Source organism: Cognatundibacterium griseum (genome assembly GCF_014284195.1).
Classification (GTDB): Bacteria; Pseudomonadota; Gammaproteobacteria; order Burkholderiales; family Burkholderiaceae_D; genus Undibacterium; species Undibacterium griseum.
In genome coordinates, this window is sequence record NZ_JACOGC010000002.1 from 515,981 (window position 1) to 541,401 (window position 25,421).

Sequence of the window (25,421 nt, forward strand, 5' to 3'; positions counted from 1 at the left end):
GATCCGGGCGGCGTTATCTGAATCTGTTATTTGAGCGATGCAATCAGGTCCACATACTGCTGCATCGCAGCTTCCTGAGAGGTGCCTTTCAGATTTGCCCAGGCATCGAATTTGGCCCTTCCGACAAAGTCTGTCATGCCCGGACGGTCTCCATTGGCGTCACCACTGCTGCCCTGTTTGTATAAGGCGTAAATCTTCAGCAGTGTCATATTGTCAGGGCGTTCAGGTAAATTTTTGGAGTCAGCCAATGCCTGAGTAAACTGGTCTTGTAAGCTCATGGGAATCACCGGAAAGGGAAAAATAAAAGTGGAAAATACCATGCGCAGAAGTCGCTGCACAGAATTGTCCTAGAGGTTTCCCTCAGAAACGGCAAGCCTGTTACTGGTAAATCTATGTGCTGGAGTGGGGATGGTTATGCAGGATAGATAATCTGGATCTGGCCCAATTCCCGGACCAGTGCTGCAATCAGCCGGCCGGCCCAGGCATGCCCTTCCTCGTGGAATATGTGCAAAGTCAGACCATTGCTGGTCAGGCGGGCAGTGGCGGCAGGCATTTGCCCAGAGGCAGCGGACGACAAAAAATCATAACGCAGCGCTCCAGCCTGTTGTACCGGCATACCGCCTTCGCTGGCCAGCAAGTGATGCAGGTGAGGAGCTGCGGTGTCTGGGAAGCAGATTGTGTATTCAGCTTTCATCATGTCAGCGCCTCTGTCTCATCAGCTGGTCTGTGTTGTGAATCTTGTTTAGTGCAGGGTTGGTTCTGCGCCGCAGCAGGCTTTGAATTTTTTGCCGCTGCCGCAGGGGCAAGGGTCATTACGACCTGTTTTCGGCACATCCCGTTTTACTGTTGTGACACCGGATTTACGCAATGGCGCCCAGAAACGGCGGATTGCCGGAATTGAAGTTTCAACATTCAGCGCCAGCGCGTGACACTTTTCCGGCGTATCGACGAATTGCAATTCGTCTTCCTTGATTTCTTCCGCGCCCAGCAGATAAATCGGCTGCAGCAACGGACCGATTTCGGTGGATTCCCAGGCAGCTTCCCACGCGTCGGCGCGCAATTGCATGCCTTCCCAAAAGCCCCACGCCCAGGTTTCGCCGTCAATCAGTTCCTTGCCATTTTGCTCCATGACGCAAAACAATGGCTCATATTCCTGGGGCGCCACTTCAAAGGTAATCTGGATTTCATTCATGAAACGTGCGATCAGGTTGATGATGCGCTGCATTTCTTTATCGTTTTTAAATTGCGGTTGCGCCTGATCCGGCAGGCCCCACACCAGTGGCAACCACTCGGCCATCGGAATCATTTCCGGTCCAAGCGCGATGGCCGTCAGATAGCCGTGCAGGGCATCCATCGTCATGCCGTCATCTCCCACTTTGTCGGACATGAGGAATTTGTCGAGTTCGTTGAATTCTTTGTCGCTCAGAGGTTCGTCGAGATGCATGGTCATACCTGAATGGAAATCAAAATACCGGCAGTGTAGCGCTTTGTGAGGATGCTGTGCAGCAGTTTTGTGTGCAAATGAAACGTCCCGGGCGACGGGTAAGATGCGGTTTGTTCTTGAGAAGCACGTACAATAATGCGCATGGATAAAGAAAATCAGATCGCCAGTCAGGCCGGTTCTTTCAGTGGACTGACACCGGAGTGCGTGCTTGACGCCGTGGAGCATTGCGGCTTTCGCTGCGACGGCCGTTTGCTGGCATTGAACAGTTATGAAAACCGGGTGTACCAGATTGCACTGGAAGATGGCGCGCCGTTGATTGCAAAATTTTACCGGCCGCAACGGTGGACGGATCAGGCCATTCTGGAGGAGCATCAGTTTGTGCAGGAACTGGTCGCACAGGAAATTCCGGTGGTGCCGGCAATGCGCGACCGTCATGGTCAGGGACTGTATCATTATCAGCATTACCGCTTTTCGCTGTTTGCGCGTCAGAGCGGGCGGGCGCCGGAAACCGGCGATGCTGCCACGCTGGAATGGATCGGACGCCTGATCGGACGCATTCATGCCTGTGGCGCGACCCGCTCCTACGTGCATCGCCCGTCGATTGACCCGCATCATTTCGGTGTGGTGCCGCGCACATGGTTATTGCAGCATGATTTCATTCCTGTGGATTTGCAGGAGGCTTACCGCAGTGTTTCGCAACAGGCGCTGGATGGCGTGGCGCGCTGTTATGAGCGGGCGGGCGATGTGCCGTTATTGCGCCTGCATGGGGATTGCCATCTGGGGAATATTTTATGGGTGAGCGACGGAGAGCAGGCCGGGCCGCATTTTGTCGATTTTGATGACAGTCGTATGGGGCCAGGAATACAGGATTTATGGATGCTGCTATCTGGTTCGCGTGCCGAGATGCAGGCTCAGTTGACGGATATTCTGGCGGGTTATGAAGATTTTTATGAATTTGACAGTCGCCAGCTCTATTTGATTGAGGCACTCCGTACCCTGCGTCTGTTGCATTATTCCGCCTGGTTGGCACAGCGCTGGAACGACCCCGCATTTCCCGTCGCTTTTCCATGGTTCAATACGCAGCACTACTGGCAGGACAGGATCCTGGAATTGCGCGAGCAGATTGCGTTGATGGATGAGGCACCGTTGTGGCCGGTCTGAGCGCAGCCGGCGCACGATCCGGTACAATGCCGCACATTTGATGAATCCGGACTGCGAAGTCCATGCACGATTGGAAACAACATGACTCAGGATGAACTGAAACGCGCTGTCGCTCAGGCAGCTGTTGCCTATGTGGTGGAAAATGAAATTGTCGGCGTCGGCACGGGTTCGACCGCCAATTTTTTTATCGATGAACTGGCGAAGATTAAACATAAAATCAAGGCGGCAGTCGCCTCTTCTGAAGCAACGGCTGCGCGTCTGCGCAGTCATGGCATTACCGTGCTGGATTTGAACGAAGTCACTTCCATGCCCGTGTATATTGATGGCGCCGATGAAATTACTCCGCAGGGCGCAATGATTAAGGGCGGGGGCGCTGCACTGACACGCGAGAAAATTGTTGCCTCGGTTGCCGAAAAATTTATCTGCATTGCAGATGGTTCCAAGCTGGTTGATCAGCTGGGGCGCTTTCCGTTGCCGGTGGAAGTGATTCCGATGGCGCACACCGTGGTGGCTCGCAAACTGAATGCTATTGGTGGCGAAGCCCGCTTGCGCCTGAAAGATGGGCAACCGCTGATTACTGATAACGGCAATATGATTCTCGATGTGCACGGTTTGCAGATTGCTGATCCGGTAGGCTTGGAAGCGTTGATCAATAATATCGTCGGCGTGGTGACGGTAGGTCTGTTTGCCCGCCAGGGGGCGAATGTTTGCCTGCTGGGTACGGAAACAGGCGTGAAAACACTGCAGTTCTGAAGCGGACTCAAGACCCGGGACACGTTTTTTGAGATTGAATTACTACATACTCCCCTTTATTTTCTGAAAAACAGCGCTGACCTCCTTATCGGATAAGGAGAGTTTTAGATACTGAGGGGGAGTATGTTTGAGCAGTGTTCCGCTCTAAGTAGTGCAGGGGCGTAATCTCTGTAAGCTCTATCGCGTAACAGCAGTGGTGGAATTGACCGACTTGCAAAAAAGCCCGCATTGGCGGGCTTTTTTGCAATATACCTGATCAGGTTCAGGCTGATGGGGGCACGTATCCGGCGGCGGCATCAGCGCCTTCGCCAAAAAAGTGTTTTTCCATTTGAGTGGCGAGGTATTTGCGTGCGCGTACGTCGGCCAGATTCAGGCGGTTTTCATTCACCAGCATGGTCTGGTGCTTCATCCAGCCAGCCCAGGCTTCTTTGGAGACGCTTTCATAAATGCGCTTACCTAATTCGCCGGGATAAGGTGGAAAGTCCAGCCCTTCGGCTTCTTTGTCTAATTTGATGCAGTGGACCATACGGGCCATGGTGTTACTCCTCAGAAAAACTCAGAACGATCACGTGAAGTCTGCCGGATTGCCAGCATGACTTGTCAGTGGCCGATTATAAAACGATCAGATCAGAGCTGCTTGATCAGAACCAGAGATTTGCGTTGCCAGTTATACATTTTCTGGCGATCTTTGGGCAGGTCATCCACGCTGGCCTTGACGAAGCCCCGCTTCAGAAACCAGTGTTCGGTGCGTGTGGTCAGCACAAACAGCGAGTGAAAACCGGCGCGCCGTGCGCGTTTTTCCATGTGTTTCAGGATTCGCTCGCCATCTCCCTGGCTTTGTACATCCGGATTCACAGTCAGACAAGCCATTTCAGCCATCTTGTCGAATGGGAACGGATACAGCGCAGCGCAGCCAAAAATCACGCCGTCATGCTCAATCACGGAGAAGTAATTGATTTCGCGTTCGATCAGTTCACGTCCGCGCTTGACCAGTGTGCCATCGGCTTCCAGCGGTTCGATGAGCTTAATGATGCCGCCGACGTCTTCAATCGTGGCTTCGCGCAGGCTCTCCAGATTTTCTGATGTCACCATGGTACCGACGCCATCGTGTGTAAACAGCTCAAGCAGGGCGGAGCCATCCATTTTGTATGGCACGATATGGATACGTCCGACCCCTCCGCGGGAAGCCTTGATGGCATGTTCCAGATAAAACGCGGAGTCCGGCGGCAAATAGCTGGCATTCAACTCCTGTTCAGCCTGCATAAATGACAGCTCACGGATTTCATCGCCATCCTGATCTGCCATCATGGGGGTTTCGGTGATGAATATCAGTTTATCGGCACGCAATGCCGTCGCGGTAGAAACCGCCACATCTTCCATCGTCAGATTAAATGCTTCTCCCGTCGGGGAGAACCCCAGCGGCCCCAGCAGCACGAGGTTTCCTGCTTCCAGAATCCTGTCAATGGTGTCATAGGCGACTTTGCGCGCAGTGCCTGTCAGACCGAAGTCAATCCCATTGACAATGCCAATCGGTTTTGCCGTCACAAAATTCCCAGAAATAATCCGTATTGCCGAATGCGCCATCGGCGTATTTGGCAAGCCCTGGCTGAACGCGGCTTCGATATCAAGGCGCAACTCACCAGCGGCTTCTTTGGAACATTCCAGAGCTGCTGTATCGGTAATACGGATACCGTTGTGGAAGCGACCCTCGACATTACGCAAAGCAAGTTGTTCGGCAACTTGCGGCCGGGAGCCGTGAACGATCACAATCTTGATGCCGAGTGCATGCAACAGGGACAGATCCTGCGCGAGTACAGGCAAAGCTCCCGCCATCACCAGTTCGCCGGGAAAGGCGACAACAAAGGTCTTGCCACGGAATGCATGAATATAAGGCGCGACTGAACGCAGCCATTGTACGAATTGAACGGGATTTTCCATCCGTAAATTATAAGCGGAGACAGTTGTGTGTGTTGCTCGGATTGTTGAGCTTGAAAAGAAAATTTAATATTTTCCCAGCCATCAAGAAATGATTGATTTTTTATCTATTTTATTGGACTGATGCTGGCTTGTGCCTTTAGAAAATTTAACTTGCTACTGTATAAATCGTATGTTTTTCGCGTGCTGCTGTTTTCTCTGGCTAGCAGGAGTTGTTTCTCGACATTTGACATTTCACCTAACTGATAATGAATCTGGGCGAGGAGAAAGTGTGATTCATCATTGTAAGGATCACGCTGTATTTCTTTTTCGATGAAATTTTTGGCTTGCGTCAGATTGCCATGCTGCATTTCTGCTTTCGCCAGGTTAAGAAAATAAAACGGCGGATGCGGTTGCAGCTTGTGCAGGCGTTGAGCAATGGAGTCTGCCTCAGCATAATGCGCAGATTTTTCCAATGTTTCCTGTAAATTGCTGAGTGCGATCACGTTGTCAGGACTGGCTTGCAGAATTTCTCTGAAAATTTGTTCTGCCTGAAGAATGTCACCATGGCGACGGTAAACCACACCTAAAGTGTTATATGCGGCATAGAAAGCTGGATCTTGTCTGATGGCTTCTTTAATGTACCAATAGGCATCATTGATATTACCTGTCGATAAAAGTTCGACTGCGCGGTTATTGAGATACATGGATAGTACCCGGGCCTCAGTAATACTCTCGCTTTTTTGCCGGATCGCTTGCTGAGCAGGGGAAAAATCGATAATCAGGATATTGTAATTATCCATTTCGGCATCGTAGTGGCTGGGTCTTTTGCCAATAATTACATTGACATGTCCTGTTGCGATGTACAGGTTGTCTGCCTGCGTCCAGGAGTCTTCCAGGAAAACATTTTGGTAATCGACTTTCAAATCCAGTTGTTTAGCAAGAGCAGCGGTCATCAGGACGAGCGACAAACAATTACCACTGCGTGTCTGAAAGGTTTCAGACGCATTTTTTGTGATTTCAGTGTCGTAATCAATCGTTAACCATCCATTGGTCAGGGCGTTATATAGTCCTCGCCTTAAGCCGTTATTGCGAACGGAGTGCGCCACTTCATGAGTCAGGAAGTGCTGCATTTCCTGGCTGACAGACAGAATATCCTGACTGCGGACGGGATGTGCCGGTGGTTGAAACAGATGATCCTGGAATTCAGTACCGTTTCGCGCAAGTGGAGGAGTGCTGGCGCAGGCGCCCAGCAGCAGAGGCAAAAGTATGAATACCGCAGATAATAAAGGCAGGCGCATGGATACTCCTCTGGTCAGCATGAGTCCGGAAACCGTGCAACGTCAGTCAGCGACCGGTAGTCGGGAATCTGGATGTGTCATGATCATGTGATGGTTTTAGTCTACTCCAAGATCATGGAAAAATCTGGGATAATGCGTCCCGCTATGTCTTCAAACCTATCTACTAAAAAAAATACATCAAAAGCGGTGCCTGTCTCTGAGGGCTTGTCCGGGCTGCGTGATTTGCGTCAGCAGTTGCGCCAGCAGGCGCAAGTGGCGGATCAGCAACAAAAAAAGCCAGCCAAATTACAATCTGCCCCCGATTCTGCCCATGTTGGCGGTCAGTCACCTGTTCCGCGAGAGCCAGGAAGGCAGTCAAAATCTGTCCTGCAAAAGGGACGTGGGAAGGAAGCTATTGCGCTTGTCCGCAATCCTTTACCTGCGATTAGCTTTCCGGAGGAATTGCCCGTTTCCGGCAAGCGTGAAGAAATTGCGTCTGCTTTACGCCAGCATCAGGTCATCATCGTCTGTGGTGAGACCGGCTCCGGTAAAACTACACAGTTGCCGAAAATCTGTCTCGAACTGGGACGCGGCCAGCATGGGCTGATCGGCCATACCCAGCCACGCCGGATTGCAGCTTCGTCCACCGCGAAGCGTATCGCGCAGGAGCTGAATTCACCGCTGGGTGAGCATGTGGGGTTTAAGGTACGCTTTACCGATACCCTGAGTCAGGGCGCGTCGGTCAAGCTGATGACGGACGGGATACTGCTGGCCGAAACCCAGACCGATCCGCTGCTGCGTCAGTACGACACCATCATTATCGATGAAGCACATGAGCGCAGCCTGAATATTGACTTCCTGCTCGGCTATCTGAAGCAATTGCTACCTAAGCGTCCTGATCTGAAGCTCATCATTACTTCCGCCACCATCGATGCCCAGCGTTTTGCGCGGCATTTTGCAGAGCCAGCGGCTGCAGGACAGGAAGCCAGACCGGCGCCAGTGATCGAGGTGTCGGGACGTTTGTATCCGGTCGAATTGCGTTATCGCCCGGTGCAGCAATCTGAGAAAGATAAAGAACGTGACCTGATGACCGCGATTACTGATGCGGTCGATGAATTGTGCCGTATCGGTTCCGGCGACGTGCTGGTGTTCCTGCCGGGTGAGCGCGAGATCCGCGATGCGGCGGAGGCCTTGCGTAAGCATCACCCGCCGCATGTGGAAATCCTGCCGCTGTTTGCGCGGCTTTCTGCGCAAGAGCAGGAAAGGGTGTTCAAGAGTTCGAATGCACGCCGTATCGTGTTAGCCACCAATGTGGCAGAAACCTCGCTGACTGTGCCTGGTATACGCTTTGTGGTCGATACCGGACTGGCGCGTGTGAAGCGCTACAGTTATCGCAATAAAGTCGAGCAGTTGCAGGTCGAGGCGATTGCGCAGTCGGCCGCCAATCAGCGCGCTGGTCGTTGCGGCCGGGTTGCCGCTGGTGTGTGTATCCGTTTGTTCGATGAACAAGATTTCCAGCAGCGCCCGCCATTTACGGAGCCTGAGATTTTGCGTTCCTCGCTGTCCGCAGTCATCTTGCGTATGAAGTCGCTGCGCCTGACTGATGTGGAGACTTTCCCGTTTATCGAGCCGCCATTGGGCCGCGCGATCGCAGATGGTTACCAGTTATTGCAAGAACTGGGTGCGATGGATGAAAGCAATCAATTGACGCCGGTGGGCCGTCAGCTGGCGAAACTGCCGCTGGACCCGAGAGTGGGGCGCATGATCCTGGCGGCGCGCGATCATCAGGCCTTGCACGAGGTATTGATTATCGCTTCCGCTTTATCGGTACAAGACCCGCGTGACCGGCCTATGGAAGCGCAAGCAGCGGCTGATCAGGCGCATAAGAAATTTGCCGATGAAAAATCGGAATTCCTGTCGTACCTGAAAATCTGGAACTGGTTTGAAGACGCGATTGAGCATAAAAAAACTAACCGTCAGTTACAGGATAATTGCCGCAGCCATTTCCTTAGCCAGATGCGGCTGCGCGAATGGCGTGAGGTGCACTCCCAATTGCTGACGATTGTGAAGGAGCAGGGCTGGCGGCTGAATGAAACACCGGCTACCTATGAGCAGCTACACTTGTCGCTGCTGACGGGTTTGCTTGGCAATATCGGATATAAATCCGACGAAGAAGCGCATTATCTGGGCGCACGTGGCATCCGCTTTTATATCTGGCCTGGTTCCAGTCTGGCTAAAAAAGCCGGACGCTGGATTATGTCGGCTGAGCTGGTGGATACCTCGCGTCTGTATGGCCGCTGCATCGCGCAGATACAGCCGGAATGGCTGGAAAAAATCGGTGGACATCTGCTCAAAAAATCCTACGGCGAACCACGCTGGGAAAAGCGCAGCGGGCAGGTCAGCGCGTTTGAGCGCGCCACCCTGTATGGACTGGTGGTCTACAGCCAGCGCCGCATTCAGTATGGCCTGTATCATCCGGCTGAGGCACGCGACATCTTTATCCGCGAAGCGCTGGTCGGTGGCGAATTCGATACGCGTGCGCCGTTTTTTGCCTACAACCAGAAACTGGTGCGTGAAATTGAAAATCTGGAGCACAAATCACGCAGGCTGGACGTGCTGGTGGATGATGAATTAATCGTCGCGTTTTACGATCAACATATCCCGGCCGATGTCTGGAACGCGGTCTTGTTTGAACAATGGCACAAAGAAGCGACCAGCAGCAATCCCAAACTGCTGTATCTTAATAAAGATGAGTTGATGCGGCATGAAGCGGCCGGCGTCACGACCGATCTGTTCCCGAAAAGCATGCAGGTATCGGGCGTTGCTTTGCAGCTCAGCTATCACTTTGAGCCCGGCAGTGCGCGCGATGGAGTGACGCTGACGGTGCCCTTGTTTTCGCTGAATCAGGTCTCGGCTGAGCGTGCGGAATGGCTAGTGCCGGGGATGCTGAAAGAAAAGGTACATCTGCTGATCAAGTCGCTGCCACAGAAAATCCGGCGTCACTGCGTGCCTTTGCCTGATTATGCTGCCGGATTTTGTGAACGCGTTGAGCAGGGTAAAGGTAATTTCCTCGATGCGGTGATTGCGGATATCCGCGAGCAGACCGGCTTGATGTGTAAAACCACTGACTTTAAATTTGAACAATTACCTGCCCATCTGACCATGAATTTCAAGGTGGTGGATGAGCATGGACGCCAGCTGGAGATGGGCCGTAATCTGGCACATTTACGGGCAGAGTTCGGTACTCAGGCACGCGAGAGTTTTCAAAAGATAGCGAGTGCCGAAAAACTGGCTTTGTTAGAAGGTAGCGCGCCACAAGCAATGTCGAGTGCTGGCAAACCGGCTCTGCAGTCAGCTGCACCATCCGGCAAACCGGGGGCGGCGGCCAATACGCAGTCAGCCGCACCGGCCTTGTATCAGCAGGAAAACCTGACTGCCTGGACCTTTGACAGCCTGCCGGAATTGCTGGAAGTGCAGCAGGGTAAGCAGACCCTGATTGGTTATCCTGCGCTGGTCGATAAGCTCACGCATTGTCATATCGAGGTATTTGATGATCCTGATGAGGCCGCCCGTTATCATCGTATCGGCCTGCGTCGCCTGTTTGCCTTGCAACTTAAAGAGCAGGTGAAATTTTTAGAAAAAAATATCCCCGGCTTACAGCAGATGGGCATGCAATTCATGGCGCTGGGTTCGCAGGAGGAATTGCGCGAGCAGATTATCCAGACCGCAATCGAGCGTGCCTGTCTGCAGACACCATTGCCTGCCAATTCCGGTGAATTCAATATCCGGCGTGAAGAAGGTAAGGCCAGATTGAATTTGCTGGCCAATGAAATTGCACGTCTGGCAGGGTTAATACTGGCGGAGTATTACACCCTGCCTAAAAAACTGCAGGGTTTGAAAGCGCATCCGCAAGCGGTGGCCGATATCCAAAGTCAGTTGCAGTCGCTGATTACCAAGCGTTTCATCGCTGAGAATGAGTTTAGCCAGCTTGCGCATTTCCCGCGCTATCTGAAAGCCATCAATGTGCGTATCGATAAGCTGCGCGCTGATCCGGCGCGCGATGCTCGGCAACAGGCAGAGTGGAATAGTGCAGCGCAAGGCTGGTTACGTGCACCGCGCAAGTCTGGTTTTGGTTCTGACATCGATCCGAAAATGCAGGAATACCGCTGGCTGCTGGAAGAGTTACGCGTCTCACTGTTTGCACAGGAATTGAAGACGCCGATGCCGGTGTCGGTCAAGCGCCTGCAAAAAGTCTGGGAGAGCATGCAGCGCTGACAACGGTCAGGTTGCAGAAATAGGATGAGATGAATCATAAACTGACGCCATCAATCATCGCCTTACTAGTGGTTCCTCCCTTGCTATGGGCAGGAAATGCCGTAGTCGGACGCATGGTCAACGATTTGCTGCCACCGGCAACCCTGAATTTTTTTCGCTGGCTGATTGCGTTCTGCATTCTGCTGCCGGCTGGCTTTCGGATTTACCGGCGCGGCAGTTTATTTTGGCAAAACTGGCGCCGTTATGCGGTGTTGGGTTTGCTGGGTGTCGGAATGTATAACGCATTGCAATATCTGGCACTGCGCAGTTCCACGCCGATTAATGTCACGTTGGTGGCGGCCAGTATGCCAGTATGGATGTTACTGATCGGGCGCCTGTTTTTTTCTGCACCGATTTCACGCTCGGCAGTGATGGGTGTGCTGGTATCGATCACCGGGGTATTGCTCGTACTGAGCCGTGGTGATCCGGCTCATCTCATGACGTTGCGGCTCGTCCCCGGTGATTTACTGATGCTGGTGGCTGCAATTGCCTGGTCGCTGTACAGCTGGTTGCTGATGCATGGTAATGATGGTGATCTGCGGGATCACTGGGCGACATTTTTACTGGCGCAGGTCAGTTTTGGTGTGCTCTGGTCGGGCCTGTTTGCGCTTGCCGAATGGACGCTGACCACACCAGTTATTCACTGGAACCTTGCGTTGGTGGCAGCTCTGGTGTTTGTCGCCGTGGGACCGGCATTGATTGCTTTTCGTTGCTGGGGGGCGGGGGTACAGCAGGTCGGACCAAATATTGCGGCATTTTTCAGTAATCTGACGCCCTTATTTGCAGCGCTGTTATCTGCATTATTTCTGGGAGATACGCCACAGTTATTTCATGCCGCAGCATTTGTACTTATAGTTACAGGTATTTTCCTGTCTTCGCGTCGTCACTGACAGCGAGTGTTGCCAAGGATTCAGAGTGGGTCTGCAACGCCGATAGGGGATGGGCTGATCTGTACGATTTTGGAGAACAGCTGCTCGTAGCGGTAACGCTCTCCCGCGTCGTCCAGACGATGACGATTTTCCAGAAATGCCTGATCTACTTCATGCCAGTCGAGTACATTCAACACTTGCCGTGCGACCGGGATGATGACTTCTTCTTCGGTATGCATATGCGAGTAATAAAAGTGGGCATATTGCTCCACCAGATCGCGGAAATGGGGAAAGGCTTCTGCACCCCGGAATTCATATTGCAGGAGTGCATCCAGCAGCTTATGCACCAGATAGGCGCCCTTGCTGTGCTGTTCAGTTAAAGCATCCAGTTCATTATCGAGCTGGTGCGTGCGTTCCTTGATTTTGGCAAAAAGAAACTGATCCTCTTTGGGGTGATGCACTTTTTCCGGATACTCGGAAATGTAGTACAGCATGGCGCGGAAGACCTTGATATCTGGGGGAGAGCCACCTTGTCCGATTGAACGGACGAAATACAGCATGCCCTGAATAACTGCGGACAGATGTTCATGTTCCTGACGGATGATGTCCAGTGATACAGGGTGAAAATTTCGGGCTGCCATAGTGATCTCCGGATATTTTTTTTACTCTACCTCAGCATGTAAAAGCACTATTGATACTGCTCAAACCGGATGCGGATAATGCTGGCAGGGCAATGCGTTACCTCTTGTTTTCTGATACGGGGACAAAAAAAGTGCTGACATGAAGTCAGCACCTGAGCCGGTCAACGTAGTGTCGTGTCGATCACCGTTTGGCAAGTATGCTTTCGATCTGATCCATGATGCTGTTCATCCGTTTAAAGACCGCCTGATAAGGTGCCGGGCTGGCGAGGTCAACACCGGCTTGTTTGACCAGATCATAAGGGTAGGCAGATCCGCCCGCTTTCAGTATGCCGAGATATTTGTCACGTGCACCGGGTTCCATTTTCAGGATTTCGTCCGCGAACATGGAGCCGGCAGCAATGGAGGTGGCGTACTGGAAGACATAAAAACGGGTATAGAAATGCGGGATATATGCCCATTCTGTCGTATAGGTATCGTCGATTTTTATGATGCCTTCGCGGTCGCCATGATAGCGTTTCAGGATGTCGCCATAAATCTGGCTTAACGCTGTTCCGGTCAGGGATTCTCCACGATCGACTTTGGCATGTACTTCCCGTTCAAAATCTGCAAACATCGCTTGCCGGAAAAATGTGCCGCGCAGATTTTCCAGTGCTGACCCCAGATACAGCAGCCGCTCATCGTCGCTCTTTGCTATCTTGAGCATGTGATCAAGTAAAAACACTTCATTTGTCGTGGATGCGATTTCTGCCGTGAAGATCGGATAATCTGCTGTGATATAAGGCTGGTGCTTGTTTGCCAGATACGAATGCATAGCGTGACCCCATTCATGTCCCAGTGTGGACACCGACTCATAGTCGTCGTTGTAGTTCAGCAGCAGATAGGGGTGTACGTCATAAGCGACGCCGGACATATAGGCACCGGATCGTTTGCGCGGACGGGGATACACATCCATCCAGCGTTCTCCGGTGGCTTTGCGCATGGCGCTGGCATAGTCTTGCCCCAGCGGCTGGACGGAATCAAGCATGAGTTGGATGCCATCCGTGATCGGATATTTAAAATCACCGGAAACCAGAGGCGGGTAAATGTCGTAATAAGCCAGGTCTTTGACGCCTAACATCCGGGCGCGCAGCTTGAAATAACGGTGCAGTACGGGCAGGTTGGCGCGGGTCTGTTCCACCAGTGTGTCATAGACTGCACGCGGTATATGATTTGCATCAAGCGCGCTGGTCAGTGAATCCGGATAGTTTCTGACTTTCGCATACACGGCGTCTTTTTTCAGCTGCTCATAGAAAAGTACGCCATAACTGCGTTCAAATTCCTTCCACTTTCCCCAGAAAGCATCAAACACCAGTTTGCGATCTGCACGATTGGAGGATGCCCGGTATTTGGTGTACGCAGCCTGATCAATGACGACTTCCTCGCCATTGGACAGGCGGATTTTTGGCCATGGCATGTCCGCATTGGATAAAGTGGAATACACAGCGCTCGCCGTGCCGGTGGCCATGCTGAAGCCGGAGATCAGTTCCTCTCCCTTTTTGTCCAGCGTATGCGGCGCGCCGCGCAGAATATCGTGCAGTTGAAAACGGTACTGGGCCAGCGCTGGTGCTTTAGTCAGCAGACGGTCTGTTTTAGCTGCACCCAGCAGCAGTATTTCGGGGCGCAGGAAAGAGGTGGATTCTTCCAGTTTGCTTCCCAGAATATCTGATCGCTGCTGAATATCCTGTCCCGCATTATTGCCCGTATCCTGGTCACGGAATTGTGCAGCATAAGTGGATAAGCGCGCGTAACGTTTCAGGATATCTGCATATAAGTCCATGCAGGATTGAAATTGCTTTCCATTATCAGCCAGGTGACCGCTGCATTTTTGCATATCCGGAAATTGTTGTTCCAGCCTGGTGGCATCTTTATCCCAGGCCGCCTGATTCTGGTAAAGATCCTGCAGATTCCAGCGCCAGTTTTCAGTGTCATTCGGATGAGCGGCATAACTGGCGACCGGGGAGGCGGCAGCGAGGATAAATAAACTGCGGATAAGGTATTTATGCATGATTCAGCGTCCGGGTTGGAGATGGATGAGGCTGGAAAGTGAATGTCAAACGAAGCTGATTGGAGTGAAAATTATATAAAAAGTTCTTAAAAAGACAAATGCAGAATACTCGCGTGTCTCTTTGCATGATATTTCAAAATATGTCTGCCTTGATAATTATTGTAAATAATAGTCATTCTCATCTATAATGTAAGCCTCCCGCAGCCAGCTATGTCAGTTTTTCTATCAGCCAGCCAGCCTTTGAAATCTGATTTCCGAATTTTAAAAGGATCTGACTATGATAAAACTGAGCCGCCTGACACCTCTGGCAGTATTGTTCAATAGCGTCGTGCTTCCCGCCTGGGCGCAGACGGCACCTGCTGAGAGTGCTTTACCTGAAGTCAAAGTTACTGGTACTGCCGATAAAGGTTACACCGTTAACAGCAGCCGCACCGCGACCAAAACCGATACGCTGCTGCGCGATACGCCGCAAGCAGTGACAGTCATCAGCAAAGAACTGATCCGCGATCAGAGTATGCAGAGTCTGTCCGACGTTATCCGTTATGTGCCGGGTATCGTTGCTGCGCAAGGCGAGGGCAATCGCGATACTGCGGTATTTCGTGGCAACAGTTCGACCGGTGATTTCTATGTGGATGGTATCCGTGACGATGTGCAGTATTACCGGGATTTTTATAATATTGAAAGCGTTGAAGCGCTTAAAGGTTCCAATGCCATGATCTTTGGACGTGGTGGTTCCGGTGGCGTGATCAATCGTGTGACCAAACAGCCTGACTGGCGCCTGCTCAGGGATGCCAGCATCACACTCGGCTCATGGAACCAGCGTCGTGTAACAATGGATGCCGGCCAGGCATTGAGCGAGAGTGCAGCAGCGCGTGTCGCGGCTGTTAATGAAAACAGCGACAGTTACCGCAACGGATTTCATCTGAAGCGTTCGGGCATTAATCCTACGCTGGCGTTGCGGGCTGGCAGCGATACCAGTGTTGTCGTCGGCTATGAATACTTCAAGGATGAGCGGACTGCTGACCGCGGTATTCCATCTTTTCAGGGACGTCCATTGAGCACGGATGCATCGGCATTTTTCGGTAATCCTGAAATCAATACGACCTGGGCGAAAGTCAATGCCTTGACGGCATTGATTGAACATGATTTCGGACAGGGTGTGAGTCTGACTAACCGGACTCGTTATGCGAAATACGACAAGTTTTACCAGAATATTGTGCCGGGGGCGGTGAATACCGCAGGCACCACGGTCGCGCTATCCGGTTACAACAATGCCACTCAGAGAAATAATTTCTTTAATCAGACCGATGTCAGCTGGAATCTGAATGTGGGCACTGTCCGGCATAAACTGTTGGGTGGCATTGAGCTGGGCAGGCAGGAAACGGATAATTTCCGCAATACTGCGTATTTCCAGACCGGTGGCGGATTGGTGACTTCCATCAATGTGGCTTTAACCAATCCCGTGGCCAATACGCCGGTGACTTTCCGGCAGTCAGCAACAGATGCCAATAATCACGGTACGGTGACGACAAAGGCGATTTATCTGCAGGATCAGATCGAGTTGTCATCGCAATGGCAGTTCATTGCGGGTTTGCGCCGCGATAACTTCGATGTTGATTTTACGAACAACCGAACTGGTGACCGTATCAGGACGACAGATACACCCGTGTCGCCGCGTGCCGGACTGGTGTTCAAGCCGCTGACCGAAGTTTCCCTGTACCTGAGTTACAGCAAGGCATTTGTGCCGCGTGCAGGTGATCAGCTCTCGTCCCTGACACTGACCAATCAGGCGCTGGATCCGGAAGAGTTCAAAAATCTGGAACTGGGTGCCAAGTGGGACATCAACCCTGCATTGTCTGCAACAGCGGCACTGTATCAGCTGGATCGCAGCAATATCGCGGTCAGCGATCCGTCTGATCCCAGCAAATCGATTCTGGTGGATGGTCAGCGCAGCCGCGGGCTGGAGCTGGAGTTGAGCGGCAAGCTGAGCCGCGACTGGAGCATGATGGCCGGCTATGCTTATCAGGATGCGAAAATTACCAAAACACAGTCGGCAACGGCGCTGGCAGGTGCAACCCTGGCGCAGGTGCCACGCCATAGTGCATCACTTTGGAATCGTTATGATTTCAGCCCGGTTGTAGGGGTTGGCTTGGGGGTTGTGTATCGCAGCGCGTTGTATGCATCGACAGATAATACGGTCACGATTCCCGGCTTCACACGTCTGGATGCGGCTTTGTTTTATACCATCAGTAAAAATCTGAAGATGCAGCTGAATATCGAAAATCTGCTGGATAAAAAATATTATGCTTTCGCAAATAGCAATAACAACATCACTCCCGGCTCACCGCGCGCCCTGCGAGTCAGTCTGAATGCCAGTTTTTAACTGAGTCAGATTTTGTTGGTCGTACTGATGCCCTGGTTCTGGGGCATTTTTTATTTCTCCTGCATTCGGCCGGTGATTGAAATTGTCAGCGAATCCGCGATTACCGCTTTTCTGGTTAAAGATACTTTGCATTTCTGCTGCAGAATGTCACGATATGACAGATCAAGCGATCAGCATTCCTCTAGTACAATCGGGGCAGATACTGGGTGCTGCCATTTTTTGCAACCCCATCATTTTTAACAGATTTCACTGATGAGCATGAAACGACCCCGCTTTTTACCTGACAATATGACGCTGCTGTTGCTGACGATGGTGATACTGGCCAGCATTTTCCCCGCGCGGGGAAGCGTTGCCACTGGTTTTGATTATTTATCAACAGGCATGATTGCATTGCTGTTTTTTATGCATGGAGCCAAATTGTCGCGTCAGGCTGTGATTGCAGGGATTACACACTGGCGCCTGCACTTGCTGGTATTGCTGATGACCTTTGCTGCCTTTCCGCTGATCGGCGTATTACTGAAACCCATGATGTTGTGGCTGGTGACTCCGGAGCTATATACCGGGATTTTATTCTTATGCGTGCTGCCTTCGACTGTGCAGTCATCGATTGCGTTTACGGCTGTGGCAAGAGGTAATGTGCCTGCTGCGGTTTGCAGCGCTTCGGCCAGCAACCTGATCGGGATTTTTTTGACGCCGCTGTTAGTCAGTATGATGATCGCAACGCAAGGAGAAAATCATTCTTCGTTGCAGGCCATGCTGAAAATCGTTTATCAATTGCTGCTGCCGTTTGTTGCCGGACAGATTGCACGACCGTGGTTGCAAAGCTGGATGGAAAAACGTGCCAGCAGTCTGAAAATGCTGGATCAGAGTTCCATCCTCATGGTGGTGTATGTCGCTTTCAGTGAAGCTGTGAGTGAAGGATTGTGGCAGCAGTTACCATTGGCAATGTTATTGAGTCTGCTCGTGATCAGTGCTGTCATGCTGGCGATGATTATGCTTCTGACGACGTTTGCCAGCAGACGCTTTGGGTTTAACAAGGAAGATGAAATCACGATCTTTTTTTGCGGCTCTAAAAAAAGTCTTGCCAGTGGGGTTCCTATGGCAAAAGTGCTGTTTGCCAGCCATACTGTCGGAATGGTGTTATTGCCGCTGATGTTATTTCATCAGTTGCAGTTGATGGTTTGTGCGGTCATGGCTCAGCGCTACGCTAAAAGATAAGGAAAAATGATGCCCCGTTTTGCAGCCAATCTCAGCATGATGTATACCGAACTGGATTTCCCCGATCGTTTCGCGGCGGCGGCGAGAGATGGTTTTCGCGGAGTTGAATACCTGTTTCCCTATGATTATCCGGCACAGCAATTACGTGCCTTGCTTGAGCAGAATGGGCTGCAGCAGGTGTTGTTTAATGCACCGCCGGGTGACTGGGCTGCCGGTGAGCGCGGGATTGCGTCTTTACCCGGGCGTGAAGAGGAGTTTCGCCGCGGTTTCGAACAGGCGCTGGAATATGCCGCCATATTGGGAAACCGTCATATTCATGTGATGGCAGGGCTGGCAGTTCCCGCTATTGAGCAGGCAAAACAGCATGCCGTATATCTGAGCAATCTGGCGCATGCGGCACTGCTGGCATCCAGAGAAGGGGTGACTGTCCTGATTGAGCCTATCAATACCAGAGATATGCCCGGTTACTTCCTGCACTATCAGCAGCAGGCACAGGATATCTGTGATGAGCTTGCCACAGCGCATCTGCAGGCGCAGTTTGACATCTATCACTGCCAGATCATGGAAGGAGATATTCTACGCAAACTGGAGCGCTACTTGCACCGGCCACAGGCAGGGATCGGGCATATCCAGATTGCCGGTGTGCCAGACAGACATGAGCCGTCCGAAGGAGAGGTGAATTACCCCTATCTGTTCAGTCAGCTTGATCGTATGGGATATACCGGCTGGATTGGTTGTGAATATCGCCCGCGGGCCGGTACTTCAGAAGGGCTGGGCTGGCTGCAGCAGTGGCGCTGAAACAACTGACGGAAACGCAATAAAAAAGGACAGCCAGGCGGTTGTCCTTTTTTGTCTGTGCGTGGTTGGTTGGCGGGAGGGCTGATTATTCGTCGGCAACCTGCAGAATCAGTTTGCCAAAATTTTTACCTTCAAACAGCATCATCAGTGTGTCCGGGAAGGTCTCGATACCTTTGACGATATCTTCACGCGTATGGAACTGACCCTGGGCCATCCACTGCCCCATCTGTGCAACTGCTTCACCATAGCGAGCTGCATAATCAAAAACAACAATCCCTTCCATCCGTGCCCGGTTCACCAGCAGGGAGAGGTAATTTGCAGGGCCTTTGACCGGGGTGGTATTGTTGTACTGAGAAATCGCGCCGCAGATCACAATGCGTGCTTTCATGTTGATGCGGGTTAAGACCGTATCGAGAATGTCGCCGCCCACATTGTCAAAATAAATGTCTACACCATTCGGGCAATGCTGTTTCAGTCCATCTTTGACGGAATCGTTTTTGTAGTCTATACAGGCGTCAAAACCCAATTCATTCACGACGAAATCGCATTTATCCTTACCGCCAGCAATACCGACGACACGACAGCCTTTTTGTTTGGCGACCTGTCCAACTGTCTGGCCAACGGCGCCAGCGGCACCGGAAACCACGACCGTTTCCCCGGCTTTAGGCTGCCCGACATCAAGCAATCCGAAATACGCCGTCATGCCGGGCATGCCCAGTGCGTTCAGGTACTTCGGTAAAGGGGCGAGACGAGGGTCAATTTTATAGAACGCTCCTGTTTTATCATCTGCTGCGCCAACCCAGTACTGCTGCACACCGGTGCCGCCGGAAACATAGTCACCGACAGCAAACCGGGATGATCTGGACGCAATGACTTTACCAACGCCGCCAGCGCGCATCACTTCATCAATCGCAACCGGGCGGATATAGGATTTTCCTTCATTCATCCAGCCTCGCATTGCCGGGTCGAGTGAAATATAAATGGTCTGCACCAAAATTTCACCGTCATTGACTTCCCGTACCGGTTCGCTGACGAATTTCCAGTCACTGTGTTTGGGATTGCCGACAGGGCGTGCGGCGAGGCGGTATTGCTGATTGCGATAGCTGCTCATGTTGTCTCCGGTAAGTTAAGGCAAAACTTGCTTGGATTGGTATGAAGTTTTTGCTGCGGGCCACTATACACTAATTAGAACGATCGTGCTTTTTACTTTAATTTCCAGAAAATATCGATGTCCGGTAGTCGCGCCGGGCCGTATCAGCTTTCCGGTGTTTTAAAACATTCCCAGTTCATTCGGGGATTGATCCGGTACAGCTTGCCCCACATCCCATAATTCGATAATTTTTCCTTCATGAAAACGAAACAGGTGGACAACCGCCATCATGTGTGCGGCATCCTGAAAACGTATTCTGGAATGCACGGCCACCAGTTCGCCATCCTGTAATGCTCTCTGGACTTCGAAAATCTTGTCCGGGTGCGCAATGGCATTTTGCTGCATCGCTGTCATCAGAGACTTCCCGTCACTCCTGAAAAAAGGATTGTGGTGGCAGAAACCGGGTGCGCAATATTGACTGAATGCCTGTTCGGCATGACCGGCAGCAGCCAGTTGTAAAAATGAAATAGCCGACTCTTTCAATGCGTACCTCACCGGAGTGCTGGTTTTTTGCTGGGAAGAATGTATTTACTGCAGGATGCATGGCACCACACCTGCAGTTTTTTATCATACTAAAAATATACGGCGACACAAAAAAAGTCTGAAACATGCGGTCATGGCTGGTATTCCCGCTGAATTGAACTGCTGATCGTGCGACAATACGCAGTTCATTTTTATTTTATCTGACCAAATTTAATTTGCCAGGGTGTCTGTCTTTTATCAGTACGTCCGTCTTTTCAGAATCATGACCTTAAGACCTGAATATATTCTTACTTTATCCTGCCCGGATCAGCGCGGCATTGTCCATAGTGTTTCCGGGTTTCTGGCACAACATGGCTGCAATATTATTGACTCCGCACAGTTTGGCGACGCGCAGTCTGCCAGTTTTTTTATGCGGGTACATTTTGCTGTCGAAGACAGCACGGTCAGCGAGGCCGTGTTGCGTGCCGAATTTACGATACTGGGAAGCCAGCAGCAGATGGAGTGGCAACTGCATGACGCGCACCACAGACCCCGTGTGATGCTGATGGTATCGAAAATCGGTCATTGTTTAAATGATCTGCTGTTCCGTTATAAGAGCGGCCTGCTGCCGGTGGAAATCAAAGCGATCGTTTCCAATCACACGGATTTTTATCAACTTGCCGCCAGCTACAATATTCCGTTCCATCACCTGCCGCTGGCAGCAGGAGCCTCGGCAGAGGCAAAGCAAGTGCAGGAAGATAAGATTCTTGACATCGTCAGCAGCAATGAGATCGAGCTGGTCGTGCTGGCGCGTTATATGCAAATCCTGTCTCCGGCGCTGTGCACTGCGTTGAAAGGCCGGGCAATCAATATCCACCATTCTTTTTTACCGAGCTTTAAAGGCGCGAAACCGTACTACCAGGCGCATGAGCGTGGTGTGAAGCTGATCGGTGCGACAGCGCACTTTGTCACCAGTGATCTGGATGAAGGGCCGATTATTGAACAGGATGTCGAACGGGTGGATCATGCGATGGACCCGGAAATACTGACGGCGATTGGCCGGGATGTGGAATGTGTGGTGCTGGCACGGGCCGTGAAATGGTTTGTCGAGCACCGGATTTTGTTAAATGGACATAAAACAGTGGTGTTCCGGTAATGGCGCTGAAATCGATTATTTATAAAGCCGATCTGAACATCTCAGATATGGATCGCGGTTATTATGCCGACCACCAGCTGACGATTGCCCGTCATCCATCCGAAACGGATGAGCGGATGATGATCCGTGTGCTGGCATTTGCGATGTATGTATCGGAGCGACTGGAGTTTGGAAAAGGTATTTCAGATACGGAAGAGCCTGACGTCTGGGAAAAAGACTATACCGGTGCGATCCGTCTCTGGGTGGAGGTTGGCCAGCCGGACGACCGGCGTTTGCTGAAGGCCTGCGGCCGTTCGGAGCAGGTGCTGGTGATCTGCTATGCCAGCGCCAGCGATGTCTGGTGGAAGCAGATGAACAGCCGTCTTGACCGTGCTAAAAATCTCAAGGTGCTGAATGTGCCGGCTGCGCAGAGTCAGGCGCTGGAAAAGCTGGCGCAGCGCACAATGCAGTTGCAATGCACCATACAGGACGGCCAGATATGGATATCGGCGGGCGATGTGTCGGTACAGATTGATCCGGAAACGCTGAAAGATTTCAGCTGATGAAAGTGACAGGGTATGCCAGCCGGCGTCTGTCGCATTAAAAAGGGTTGCTGCGGCAACCCTTTTTTGATCAGATCAGATGGCGCTCAGAACAGTCAGGCGATGCCTGCTGCATCAAAATAACCTTCGAACAGAATCGAACTCAGATAACGTTCACCGGAGTCCGGCAGTATAATTACGATCGTTTTTCCCGCATTTTCCGGCAGGAATGCCAGACGGGTGGCCGCAGCAACGGCAGCGCCGCAGGAAATACCTGCCAGGATGCCTTCTTCCTTTGCCAGTCTCTGGGCAAACAGCACGGCATCTTCATTGCTGACCTGTTGAATCTGATCGATCAGCGATACGTCTAGCACATCCGGTATAAAACCGGCACCGATACCCTGAATCTTATGCGGTCCGGGCTGTATGGTTTGCCCCGCCCGCTGCTGGCTCAGTACAGGACTGCCAACAGGCTCTACCGCGACTGACTGGACAGCCTTTCCCCGTGTGTGTTTCAGGTAGCGTGATACGCCGGTAATGGTGCCGCCGGTACCGACGCCTGACACAAAAATGTCGATATTTCCGCCGGTATCTTCCCAGATCTCCGGGCCGGTGGTTTTTTCGTGAATAGCAGGATTGGCAGGATTTTTGAATTGCTGCAGGAGGATATAGCGTTCCGGTGCGCTGGCGCGGATTTCCTCAGCTTTGGCAATGGCACCGTTCATACCCTTGCTTCCTTCTGTCAGCACCAGATTCGCACCGAATGTAGCGAGCAGCTTTCTGCGTTCGATGCTCATGGTTTCCGGCATTGTCAGGGTCAGCGGTATGCCTTTGGCTGCGGCGACAAAAGCCAGCGCGATACCGGTATTACCACTGGTCGGTTCGATCAGCTCCTTGCCCGGAGTCAGCAGGCCGCGTTGTTCTGCATCGGCGACCATTGCGGCGCCGACACGGCATTTGACCGAGTAGGCCGGATTCCGTCCTTCAATTTTTGCCAGTACAGTCGCACCGGCACCGGCCGTGATGCGATTGAGTCTGACCAGCGGGGTGCGGCCAATGGATTCTGCATTATTAGAAAAGATCGCCATGATGTACTTTCAAAAAAACAGAGACAAATATGAAATGAGGGTGACCGTATAGCTGTTGTTGTCCTTCAGGCTTTGTTGCCGGTCAGCACCCGATGGAGCCAGTGGCTGATATCGTCAATCTCTTCTGCGCAGACTGAGTGCGGCATCATGTATTCATGCCATTCAACCGGATAGCCGAGTTCCATCAATAAATCACGCGATTGTTCTGCACGTTGAATAGCGATGACCGGGTCGCCACGGCCATGTACCAGGAAAACCGGTGTCTGTTGATTAGCCGCATTGCGTTCTGCAGCGACCTGATCGCGCAACGGAACGTAGCCGGAGAGGCACAACAATCCCGCCAGCTTTTCCGGGTAACGCAGACCGGTCTGCAGGGTCATGGCACATCCCTGAGAAAAACCGGCCAGGAAAATACGGTGTGCAGGGATGCCACGGGCGATTTCACGGGCAATCAGTTTCTCGATTTCGCCTTGCGATTTGCGCAAGCCAGCTTCATCCTCACGTCGTGCGATATCCGTACCCAGAATGTCGTACCAGGCACGCATGACGTAGCCGCCATTGATGGTAACGGGAATCGCAGGCGCATTGGGGAAAACGAAGCGGATACCGGGCAACCCTTGCAGATTCAATTCCTGAACAATGGGTACAAAATCATTGGCGTCAGCACCGAGGCCATGCATCCAGATAATGGCAACGTCTGGATTCGGGCTGCTTTCAATTTCTACTGTATCGAGTAACTGATTCATAGTGTCATGCAGATGATGGTAAATGAATGGGGAGGTGACTTTTAAAACGGCGGGGGTTCCGGAGAATTCGCCAGCCGGCAGCAGCACACTTGTCATCAGCACTATCTTGCAGCAGGATAATATGGATAACGGCACGCTGCACTTTCGGATTGCATGGGAACATCAGCTTTTGGTGCGGATGGCTGATTTGGGACGGAAAGCTTTGCACACTGTCTCATGCGTTTCAATATAAGGGCCGCCAATCAGGTCAATGCAATATGGGACTGCAGCGAAAATCCCGGAAACAATCTGCTGACCATTGGTGTCTTTCAGACCTTCCAGTGTTTCCTTGATCGATTTGGGTTGTCCCGGCAGATTCAGGATCAGCGCTGCATGATCCGCTGTTTCACGGATAACGGCCACCTGTCGCGACAAAATAGCCGTGGGAACAAACTGCAGGCTGATCTGGCGCATCTGTTCGCCAAAGCCTGGCATCTCTTTGGTGGCGACAGCCAGTGTTGCCTCCGGGGTCACATCGCGGCGGGCTGGCCCTGTGCCGCCAGTCGTAATGACCAGGTCACAGCGGGCATCATCCACCAAACCGATCAGCGCTTGTTCGATAGATGTCCGGTCATCTGGAATCAACCTGGTTTCCATGACCCAGGCACTGCTGAGTGCTGTACTGAACCAGCTTTGCAGGGCAGGCAATCCCTGATCCTGATAAACACCGGCCGACGCCCGGTCTGACACGGATACCAGGCCAATGCGCAGCGCACGATCAGGATCAGCAGGATTATTCATATTCGTCATCTTCTTCATTTTCCTGATCCGTATCATCCGTATCGCTGCTCTGAGAGGCGGAGCGCTGTACCTGTTTCAGTATCTGAAAAATTTCACGATAAGCCTTGGGCGGCTTGTTGTCTGCCTGTTCTTTGCGTGCATTGCGGATCTGGGTGCGCAATTGCTGCACGTCAAGTTCCGGATGTTCAGCCATTAATTCGGTCAGCGCATTGTCATCAGCCAGCAGTTTTTCCCGGCGCCGTTCCAGGGCGTGCATGGCGGCAGTCTCTGCTTTAGATGCACCTTTCCAGCTGTCGATGGTTTTTTGGATTAATGCGACTTCCTCTTCATTGAGGCTGCGCATTTTCTTGCCGACAAACTGTAGCTGGCGACGGCGTCCTTCGTGATTTTTGATCTGCTGGCATTCGAGAATAGCTTCGCGCACATCTTCTGGCATCGGTACCCGTTTAACGCGGTCGCGCGGCTGTTCCACCAGTTCTTCGCCCAGTTTCTGCAAAGCGGTCATTTCACGTTTGAGCTGGGATTTGGATGGACGATCGTATTCTTGTTCAAACTCATTGGACTGATAGCCACATGAGCCGCGATTGGGATTTGGCATAATTCTGCGCCTTTACTGTAAACTAAATGAGGAGGGTAGGAACAGGTCATTACTGACCCATTCCCCCCTAAGAACCGTGCTTGCGACTTTCACCGCACACG

23 protein-coding genes are annotated in these 25,421 nt (G+C 51.9%); 9 read left to right on the forward strand and 14 right to left on the reverse strand.

The genetic code is table 11. From position 1 onward, the window contains the following. Positions 1-26: 26 nt before the first annotated feature. From H8K27_RS06750 to H8K27_RS06760, 3 genes are all read right to left on the reverse strand, one after another. Positions 27-278 carry an acyl-CoA-binding protein gene (locus H8K27_RS06750; RefSeq protein WP_186862399.1) on the reverse strand — a complete coding sequence of 84 codons (252 nt, stop codon included), beginning with the start codon at positions 276-278 and terminating at the stop codon, positions 27-29. Positions 279-412: 134 nt separating this feature from the next. Then, positions 413-697 carry a hypothetical protein gene (locus tag H8K27_RS06755; RefSeq protein WP_186862400.1) on the reverse strand — a complete coding sequence of 95 codons (285 nt, stop codon included), beginning with the start codon at positions 695-697 and terminating at the stop codon, positions 413-415. Positions 698-742: 45 nt separating this feature from the next. Continuing rightward, entirely contained in the window at positions 743-1,444 is a 702-nt protein-coding gene (locus tag H8K27_RS06760; protein ID WP_186862401.1) for a UPF0149 family protein, read from the reverse strand. Positions 1,445-1,585: 141 nt separating this feature from the next. Between H8K27_RS06760 and H8K27_RS06765 the strand changes: the two genes are divergently transcribed. Both H8K27_RS06765 and rpiA read left to right on the forward strand, forming a co-directional pair. Further along, positions 1,586-2,605: a serine/threonine protein kinase gene (locus tag H8K27_RS06765; protein WP_186862402.1), complete on the forward strand. Its 1,020-nt coding sequence runs from the start codon at positions 1,586-1,588 to the stop codon at positions 2,603-2,605. An 81-nt stretch (positions 2,606-2,686) separates the two neighbouring features. Then, a complete protein-coding gene (gene rpiA, locus H8K27_RS06770) occupies positions 2,687-3,358 on the forward strand; it encodes a ribose-5-phosphate isomerase RpiA (RefSeq protein ID WP_186862403.1) in 672 nt (223 codons plus the stop codon). Between the two features lie 262 nt (positions 3,359-3,620). On the opposite strand, the gene H8K27_RS06775 is transcribed toward rpiA, so the two are convergent. The 3 genes from H8K27_RS06775 to H8K27_RS06785 form a co-directional block, all read right to left on the reverse strand. Next, positions 3,621-3,893, reverse strand: a complete 273-nt coding sequence (locus H8K27_RS06775) for an oxidative damage protection protein (RefSeq protein ID WP_186862404.1) — start codon at positions 3,891-3,893, stop codon at positions 3,621-3,623. 92 nt (positions 3,894-3,985) lie between these two features. Further along, positions 3,986-5,296 carry an amino-acid N-acetyltransferase gene (gene argA, locus H8K27_RS06780; protein WP_186862405.1) on the reverse strand — a complete coding sequence of 437 codons (1,311 nt, stop codon included), beginning with the start codon at positions 5,294-5,296 and terminating at the stop codon, positions 3,986-3,988. Between the two features lie 104 nt (positions 5,297-5,400). Further along, positions 5,401-6,573 (reverse strand): tetratricopeptide repeat protein, encoded by a 1,173-nt coding sequence (locus H8K27_RS06785; RefSeq protein ID WP_186862406.1) that lies wholly within the window; start codon positions 6,571-6,573, stop codon positions 5,401-5,403. A gap of 144 nt (positions 6,574-6,717) precedes the next feature. On the opposite strand from H8K27_RS06785, the gene hrpA reads away from it, so the two are divergent. Together hrpA and H8K27_RS06795 are read left to right on the forward strand one after the other, a co-directional pair. Next, entirely contained in the window at positions 6,718-10,827 is a 4,110-nt protein-coding gene (gene hrpA / locus H8K27_RS06790) for an ATP-dependent RNA helicase HrpA (RefSeq protein WP_186862407.1), read from the forward strand. A gap of 29 nt (positions 10,828-10,856) precedes the next feature. Further along, the gene (locus H8K27_RS06795; RefSeq protein WP_186862408.1) at positions 10,857-11,756 is read left to right on the forward strand and encodes a DMT family transporter; all 900 of its coding nucleotides are present in this window, start codon (positions 10,857-10,859) and stop codon (positions 11,754-11,756) included. A gap of 20 nt (positions 11,757-11,776) precedes the next feature. On the opposite strand, the gene H8K27_RS06800 is transcribed toward H8K27_RS06795, so the two are convergent. Both H8K27_RS06800 and pepF read right to left on the reverse strand, forming a co-directional pair. After that, complete coding sequence (locus H8K27_RS06800) at positions 11,777-12,376, reverse strand: hemerythrin domain-containing protein (RefSeq protein WP_186862409.1); 600 nt, start codon at positions 12,374-12,376, stop codon at positions 11,777-11,779. 181 nt (positions 12,377-12,557) lie between these two features. Further along, positions 12,558-14,420 carry an oligoendopeptidase F gene (pepF, locus tag H8K27_RS06805; protein WP_186862410.1) on the reverse strand — a complete coding sequence of 621 codons (1,863 nt, stop codon included), beginning with the start codon at positions 14,418-14,420 and terminating at the stop codon, positions 12,558-12,560. 277 nt (positions 14,421-14,697) lie between these two features. On the opposite strand from pepF, the gene H8K27_RS06810 reads away from it, so the two are divergent. The 3 genes from H8K27_RS06810 to otnI all read left to right on the forward strand — a co-directional run bounded on the left by H8K27_RS06810 (position 14,698) and on the right by otnI (position 18,819). Further along, entirely contained in the window at positions 14,698-16,803 is a 2,106-nt protein-coding gene (locus tag H8K27_RS06810; protein ID WP_186862411.1) for a TonB-dependent receptor, read from the forward strand. Between the two features lie 258 nt (positions 16,804-17,061). After that, entirely contained in the window at positions 17,062-18,021 is a 960-nt protein-coding gene (locus tag H8K27_RS06815; RefSeq protein WP_186862412.1) for a bile acid:sodium symporter family protein, read from the forward strand. 9 nt (positions 18,022-18,030) lie between these two features. Next, positions 18,031-18,819 carry a 2-oxo-tetronate isomerase gene (gene otnI, locus H8K27_RS06820; RefSeq protein ID WP_186862707.1) on the forward strand — a complete coding sequence of 263 codons (789 nt, stop codon included), beginning with the start codon at positions 18,031-18,033 and terminating at the stop codon, positions 18,817-18,819. 85 nt (positions 18,820-18,904) lie between these two features. Here the strand turns inward: otnI and H8K27_RS06825 are convergent, their stop codons facing one another. Together H8K27_RS06825 and H8K27_RS06830 are read right to left on the reverse strand one after the other, a co-directional pair. After that, positions 18,905-19,930: an NADP-dependent oxidoreductase gene (locus H8K27_RS06825; RefSeq protein WP_186862413.1), complete on the reverse strand. Its 1,026-nt coding sequence runs from the start codon at positions 19,928-19,930 to the stop codon at positions 18,905-18,907. A 159-nt stretch (positions 19,931-20,089) separates the two neighbouring features. After that, positions 20,090-20,464: a nuclear transport factor 2 family protein gene (locus tag H8K27_RS06830; protein WP_186862414.1), complete on the reverse strand. Its 375-nt coding sequence runs from the start codon at positions 20,462-20,464 to the stop codon at positions 20,090-20,092. Between the two features lie 250 nt (positions 20,465-20,714). On the opposite strand from H8K27_RS06830, the gene purU reads away from it, so the two are divergent. After that, positions 20,715-21,587 carry a formyltetrahydrofolate deformylase gene (gene purU, locus H8K27_RS06835; protein ID WP_186862415.1) on the forward strand — a complete coding sequence of 291 codons (873 nt, stop codon included), beginning with the start codon at positions 20,715-20,717 and terminating at the stop codon, positions 21,585-21,587. Continuing rightward, on the forward strand, positions 21,587-22,129 hold the full coding sequence (locus tag H8K27_RS06840; protein WP_186862416.1) for a YaeQ family protein: 543 nt from the start codon (positions 21,587-21,589) through the stop codon (positions 22,127-22,129). The genes purU and H8K27_RS06840 overlap by 1 nt, the downstream gene beginning before the upstream one ends. A gap of 95 nt (positions 22,130-22,224) precedes the next feature. Here the strand turns inward: H8K27_RS06840 and cysK are convergent, their stop codons facing one another. The 4 genes from cysK to yjgA all read right to left on the reverse strand — a co-directional run bounded on the left by cysK (position 22,225) and on the right by yjgA (position 25,320). Then, positions 22,225-23,196 (reverse strand): cysteine synthase A, encoded by a 972-nt coding sequence (gene cysK, locus H8K27_RS06845; RefSeq protein WP_186862417.1) that lies wholly within the window; start codon positions 23,194-23,196, stop codon positions 22,225-22,227. 65 nt (positions 23,197-23,261) lie between these two features. Beyond that, positions 23,262-23,942, reverse strand: coding sequence for an alpha/beta hydrolase (locus H8K27_RS06850; protein ID WP_186862708.1), 681 nt, complete (start codon positions 23,940-23,942; stop codon positions 23,262-23,264). A 162-nt stretch (positions 23,943-24,104) separates the two neighbouring features. Next, positions 24,105-24,722, reverse strand: coding sequence for a molybdopterin adenylyltransferase (gene mog, locus H8K27_RS06855; protein ID WP_186862709.1), 618 nt, complete (start codon positions 24,720-24,722; stop codon positions 24,105-24,107). After that, complete coding sequence (yjgA, locus tag H8K27_RS06860) at positions 24,715-25,320, reverse strand: ribosome biogenesis factor YjgA (RefSeq protein ID WP_186862418.1); 606 nt, start codon at positions 25,318-25,320, stop codon at positions 24,715-24,717. Before yjgA ends, mog begins: the two co-directional genes overlap by 8 nt. Between the last annotated feature and the right edge of the window lie 101 nt (positions 25,321-25,421).

Excerpts from the sequence above, each read along its gene's own strand:
- yjgA (WP_186862418.1), bottom strand. The coding sequence starts at position 25,320 with ATGCCAAATCCCAATCGCGGCTCATGTGGCTATCAGTCCAATGAGTTT.
- H8K27_RS06765 (WP_186862402.1), top strand. The coding sequence starts at position 1,586 with ATGGATAAAGAAAATCAGATCGCCAGTCAGGCCGGTTCTTTCAGTGGA.
- hrpA (WP_186862407.1), top strand. The coding sequence starts at position 6,718 with ATGTCTTCAAACCTATCTACTAAAAAAAATACATCAAAAGCGGTGCCT.
- rpiA (WP_186862403.1), top strand. The coding sequence starts at position 2,687 with ATGACTCAGGATGAACTGAAACGCGCTGTCGCTCAGGCAGCTGTTGCC.
- H8K27_RS06775 (WP_186862404.1), bottom strand. The coding sequence starts at position 3,893 with ATGGCCCGTATGGTCCACTGCATCAAATTAGACAAAGAAGCCGAAGGG.
- H8K27_RS06755 (WP_186862400.1), bottom strand. The coding sequence starts at position 697 with ATGATGAAAGCTGAATACACAATCTGCTTCCCAGACACCGCAGCTCCT.
- purU (WP_186862415.1), top strand. The coding sequence starts at position 20,715 with ATGACCTTAAGACCTGAATATATTCTTACTTTATCCTGCCCGGATCAG.
- cysK (WP_186862417.1), bottom strand. The coding sequence starts at position 23,196 with ATGGCGATCTTTTCTAATAATGCAGAATCCATTGGCCGCACCCCGCTG.
- pepF (WP_186862410.1), bottom strand. The coding sequence starts at position 14,420 with ATGCATAAATACCTTATCCGCAGTTTATTTATCCTCGCTGCCGCCTCC.
- H8K27_RS06760 (WP_186862401.1), bottom strand. The coding sequence starts at position 1,444 with ATGCATCTCGACGAACCTCTGAGCGACAAAGAATTCAACGAACTCGAC.
- mog (WP_186862709.1), bottom strand. The coding sequence starts at position 24,722 with ATGAATAATCCTGCTGATCCTGATCGTGCGCTGCGCATTGGCCTGGTA.
- H8K27_RS06800 (WP_186862409.1), bottom strand. The coding sequence starts at position 12,376 with ATGGCAGCCCGAAATTTTCACCCTGTATCACTGGACATCATCCGTCAG.
- H8K27_RS06810 (WP_186862411.1), top strand. The coding sequence starts at position 14,698 with ATGATAAAACTGAGCCGCCTGACACCTCTGGCAGTATTGTTCAATAGC.
- otnI (WP_186862707.1), top strand. The coding sequence starts at position 18,031 with ATGCCCCGTTTTGCAGCCAATCTCAGCATGATGTATACCGAACTGGAT.
- H8K27_RS06850 (WP_186862708.1), bottom strand. The coding sequence starts at position 23,942 with ATGAATCAGTTACTCGATACAGTAGAAATTGAAAGCAGCCCGAATCCA.
- H8K27_RS06795 (WP_186862408.1), top strand. The coding sequence starts at position 10,857 with ATGAATCATAAACTGACGCCATCAATCATCGCCTTACTAGTGGTTCCT.
- H8K27_RS06825 (WP_186862413.1), bottom strand. The coding sequence starts at position 19,930 with ATGAGCAGCTATCGCAATCAGCAATACCGCCTCGCCGCACGCCCTGTC.
- H8K27_RS06785 (WP_186862406.1), bottom strand. The coding sequence starts at position 6,573 with ATGCGCCTGCCTTTATTATCTGCGGTATTCATACTTTTGCCTCTGCTG.
- H8K27_RS06815 (WP_186862412.1), top strand. The coding sequence starts at position 17,062 with ATGAAACGACCCCGCTTTTTACCTGACAATATGACGCTGCTGTTGCTG.
- H8K27_RS06840 (WP_186862416.1), top strand. The coding sequence starts at position 21,587 with ATGGCGCTGAAATCGATTATTTATAAAGCCGATCTGAACATCTCAGAT.
- argA (WP_186862405.1), bottom strand. The coding sequence starts at position 5,296 with ATGGAAAATCCCGTTCAATTCGTACAATGGCTGCGTTCAGTCGCGCCT.
- H8K27_RS06750 (WP_186862399.1), bottom strand. The coding sequence starts at position 278 with ATGAGCTTACAAGACCAGTTTACTCAGGCATTGGCTGACTCCAAAAAT.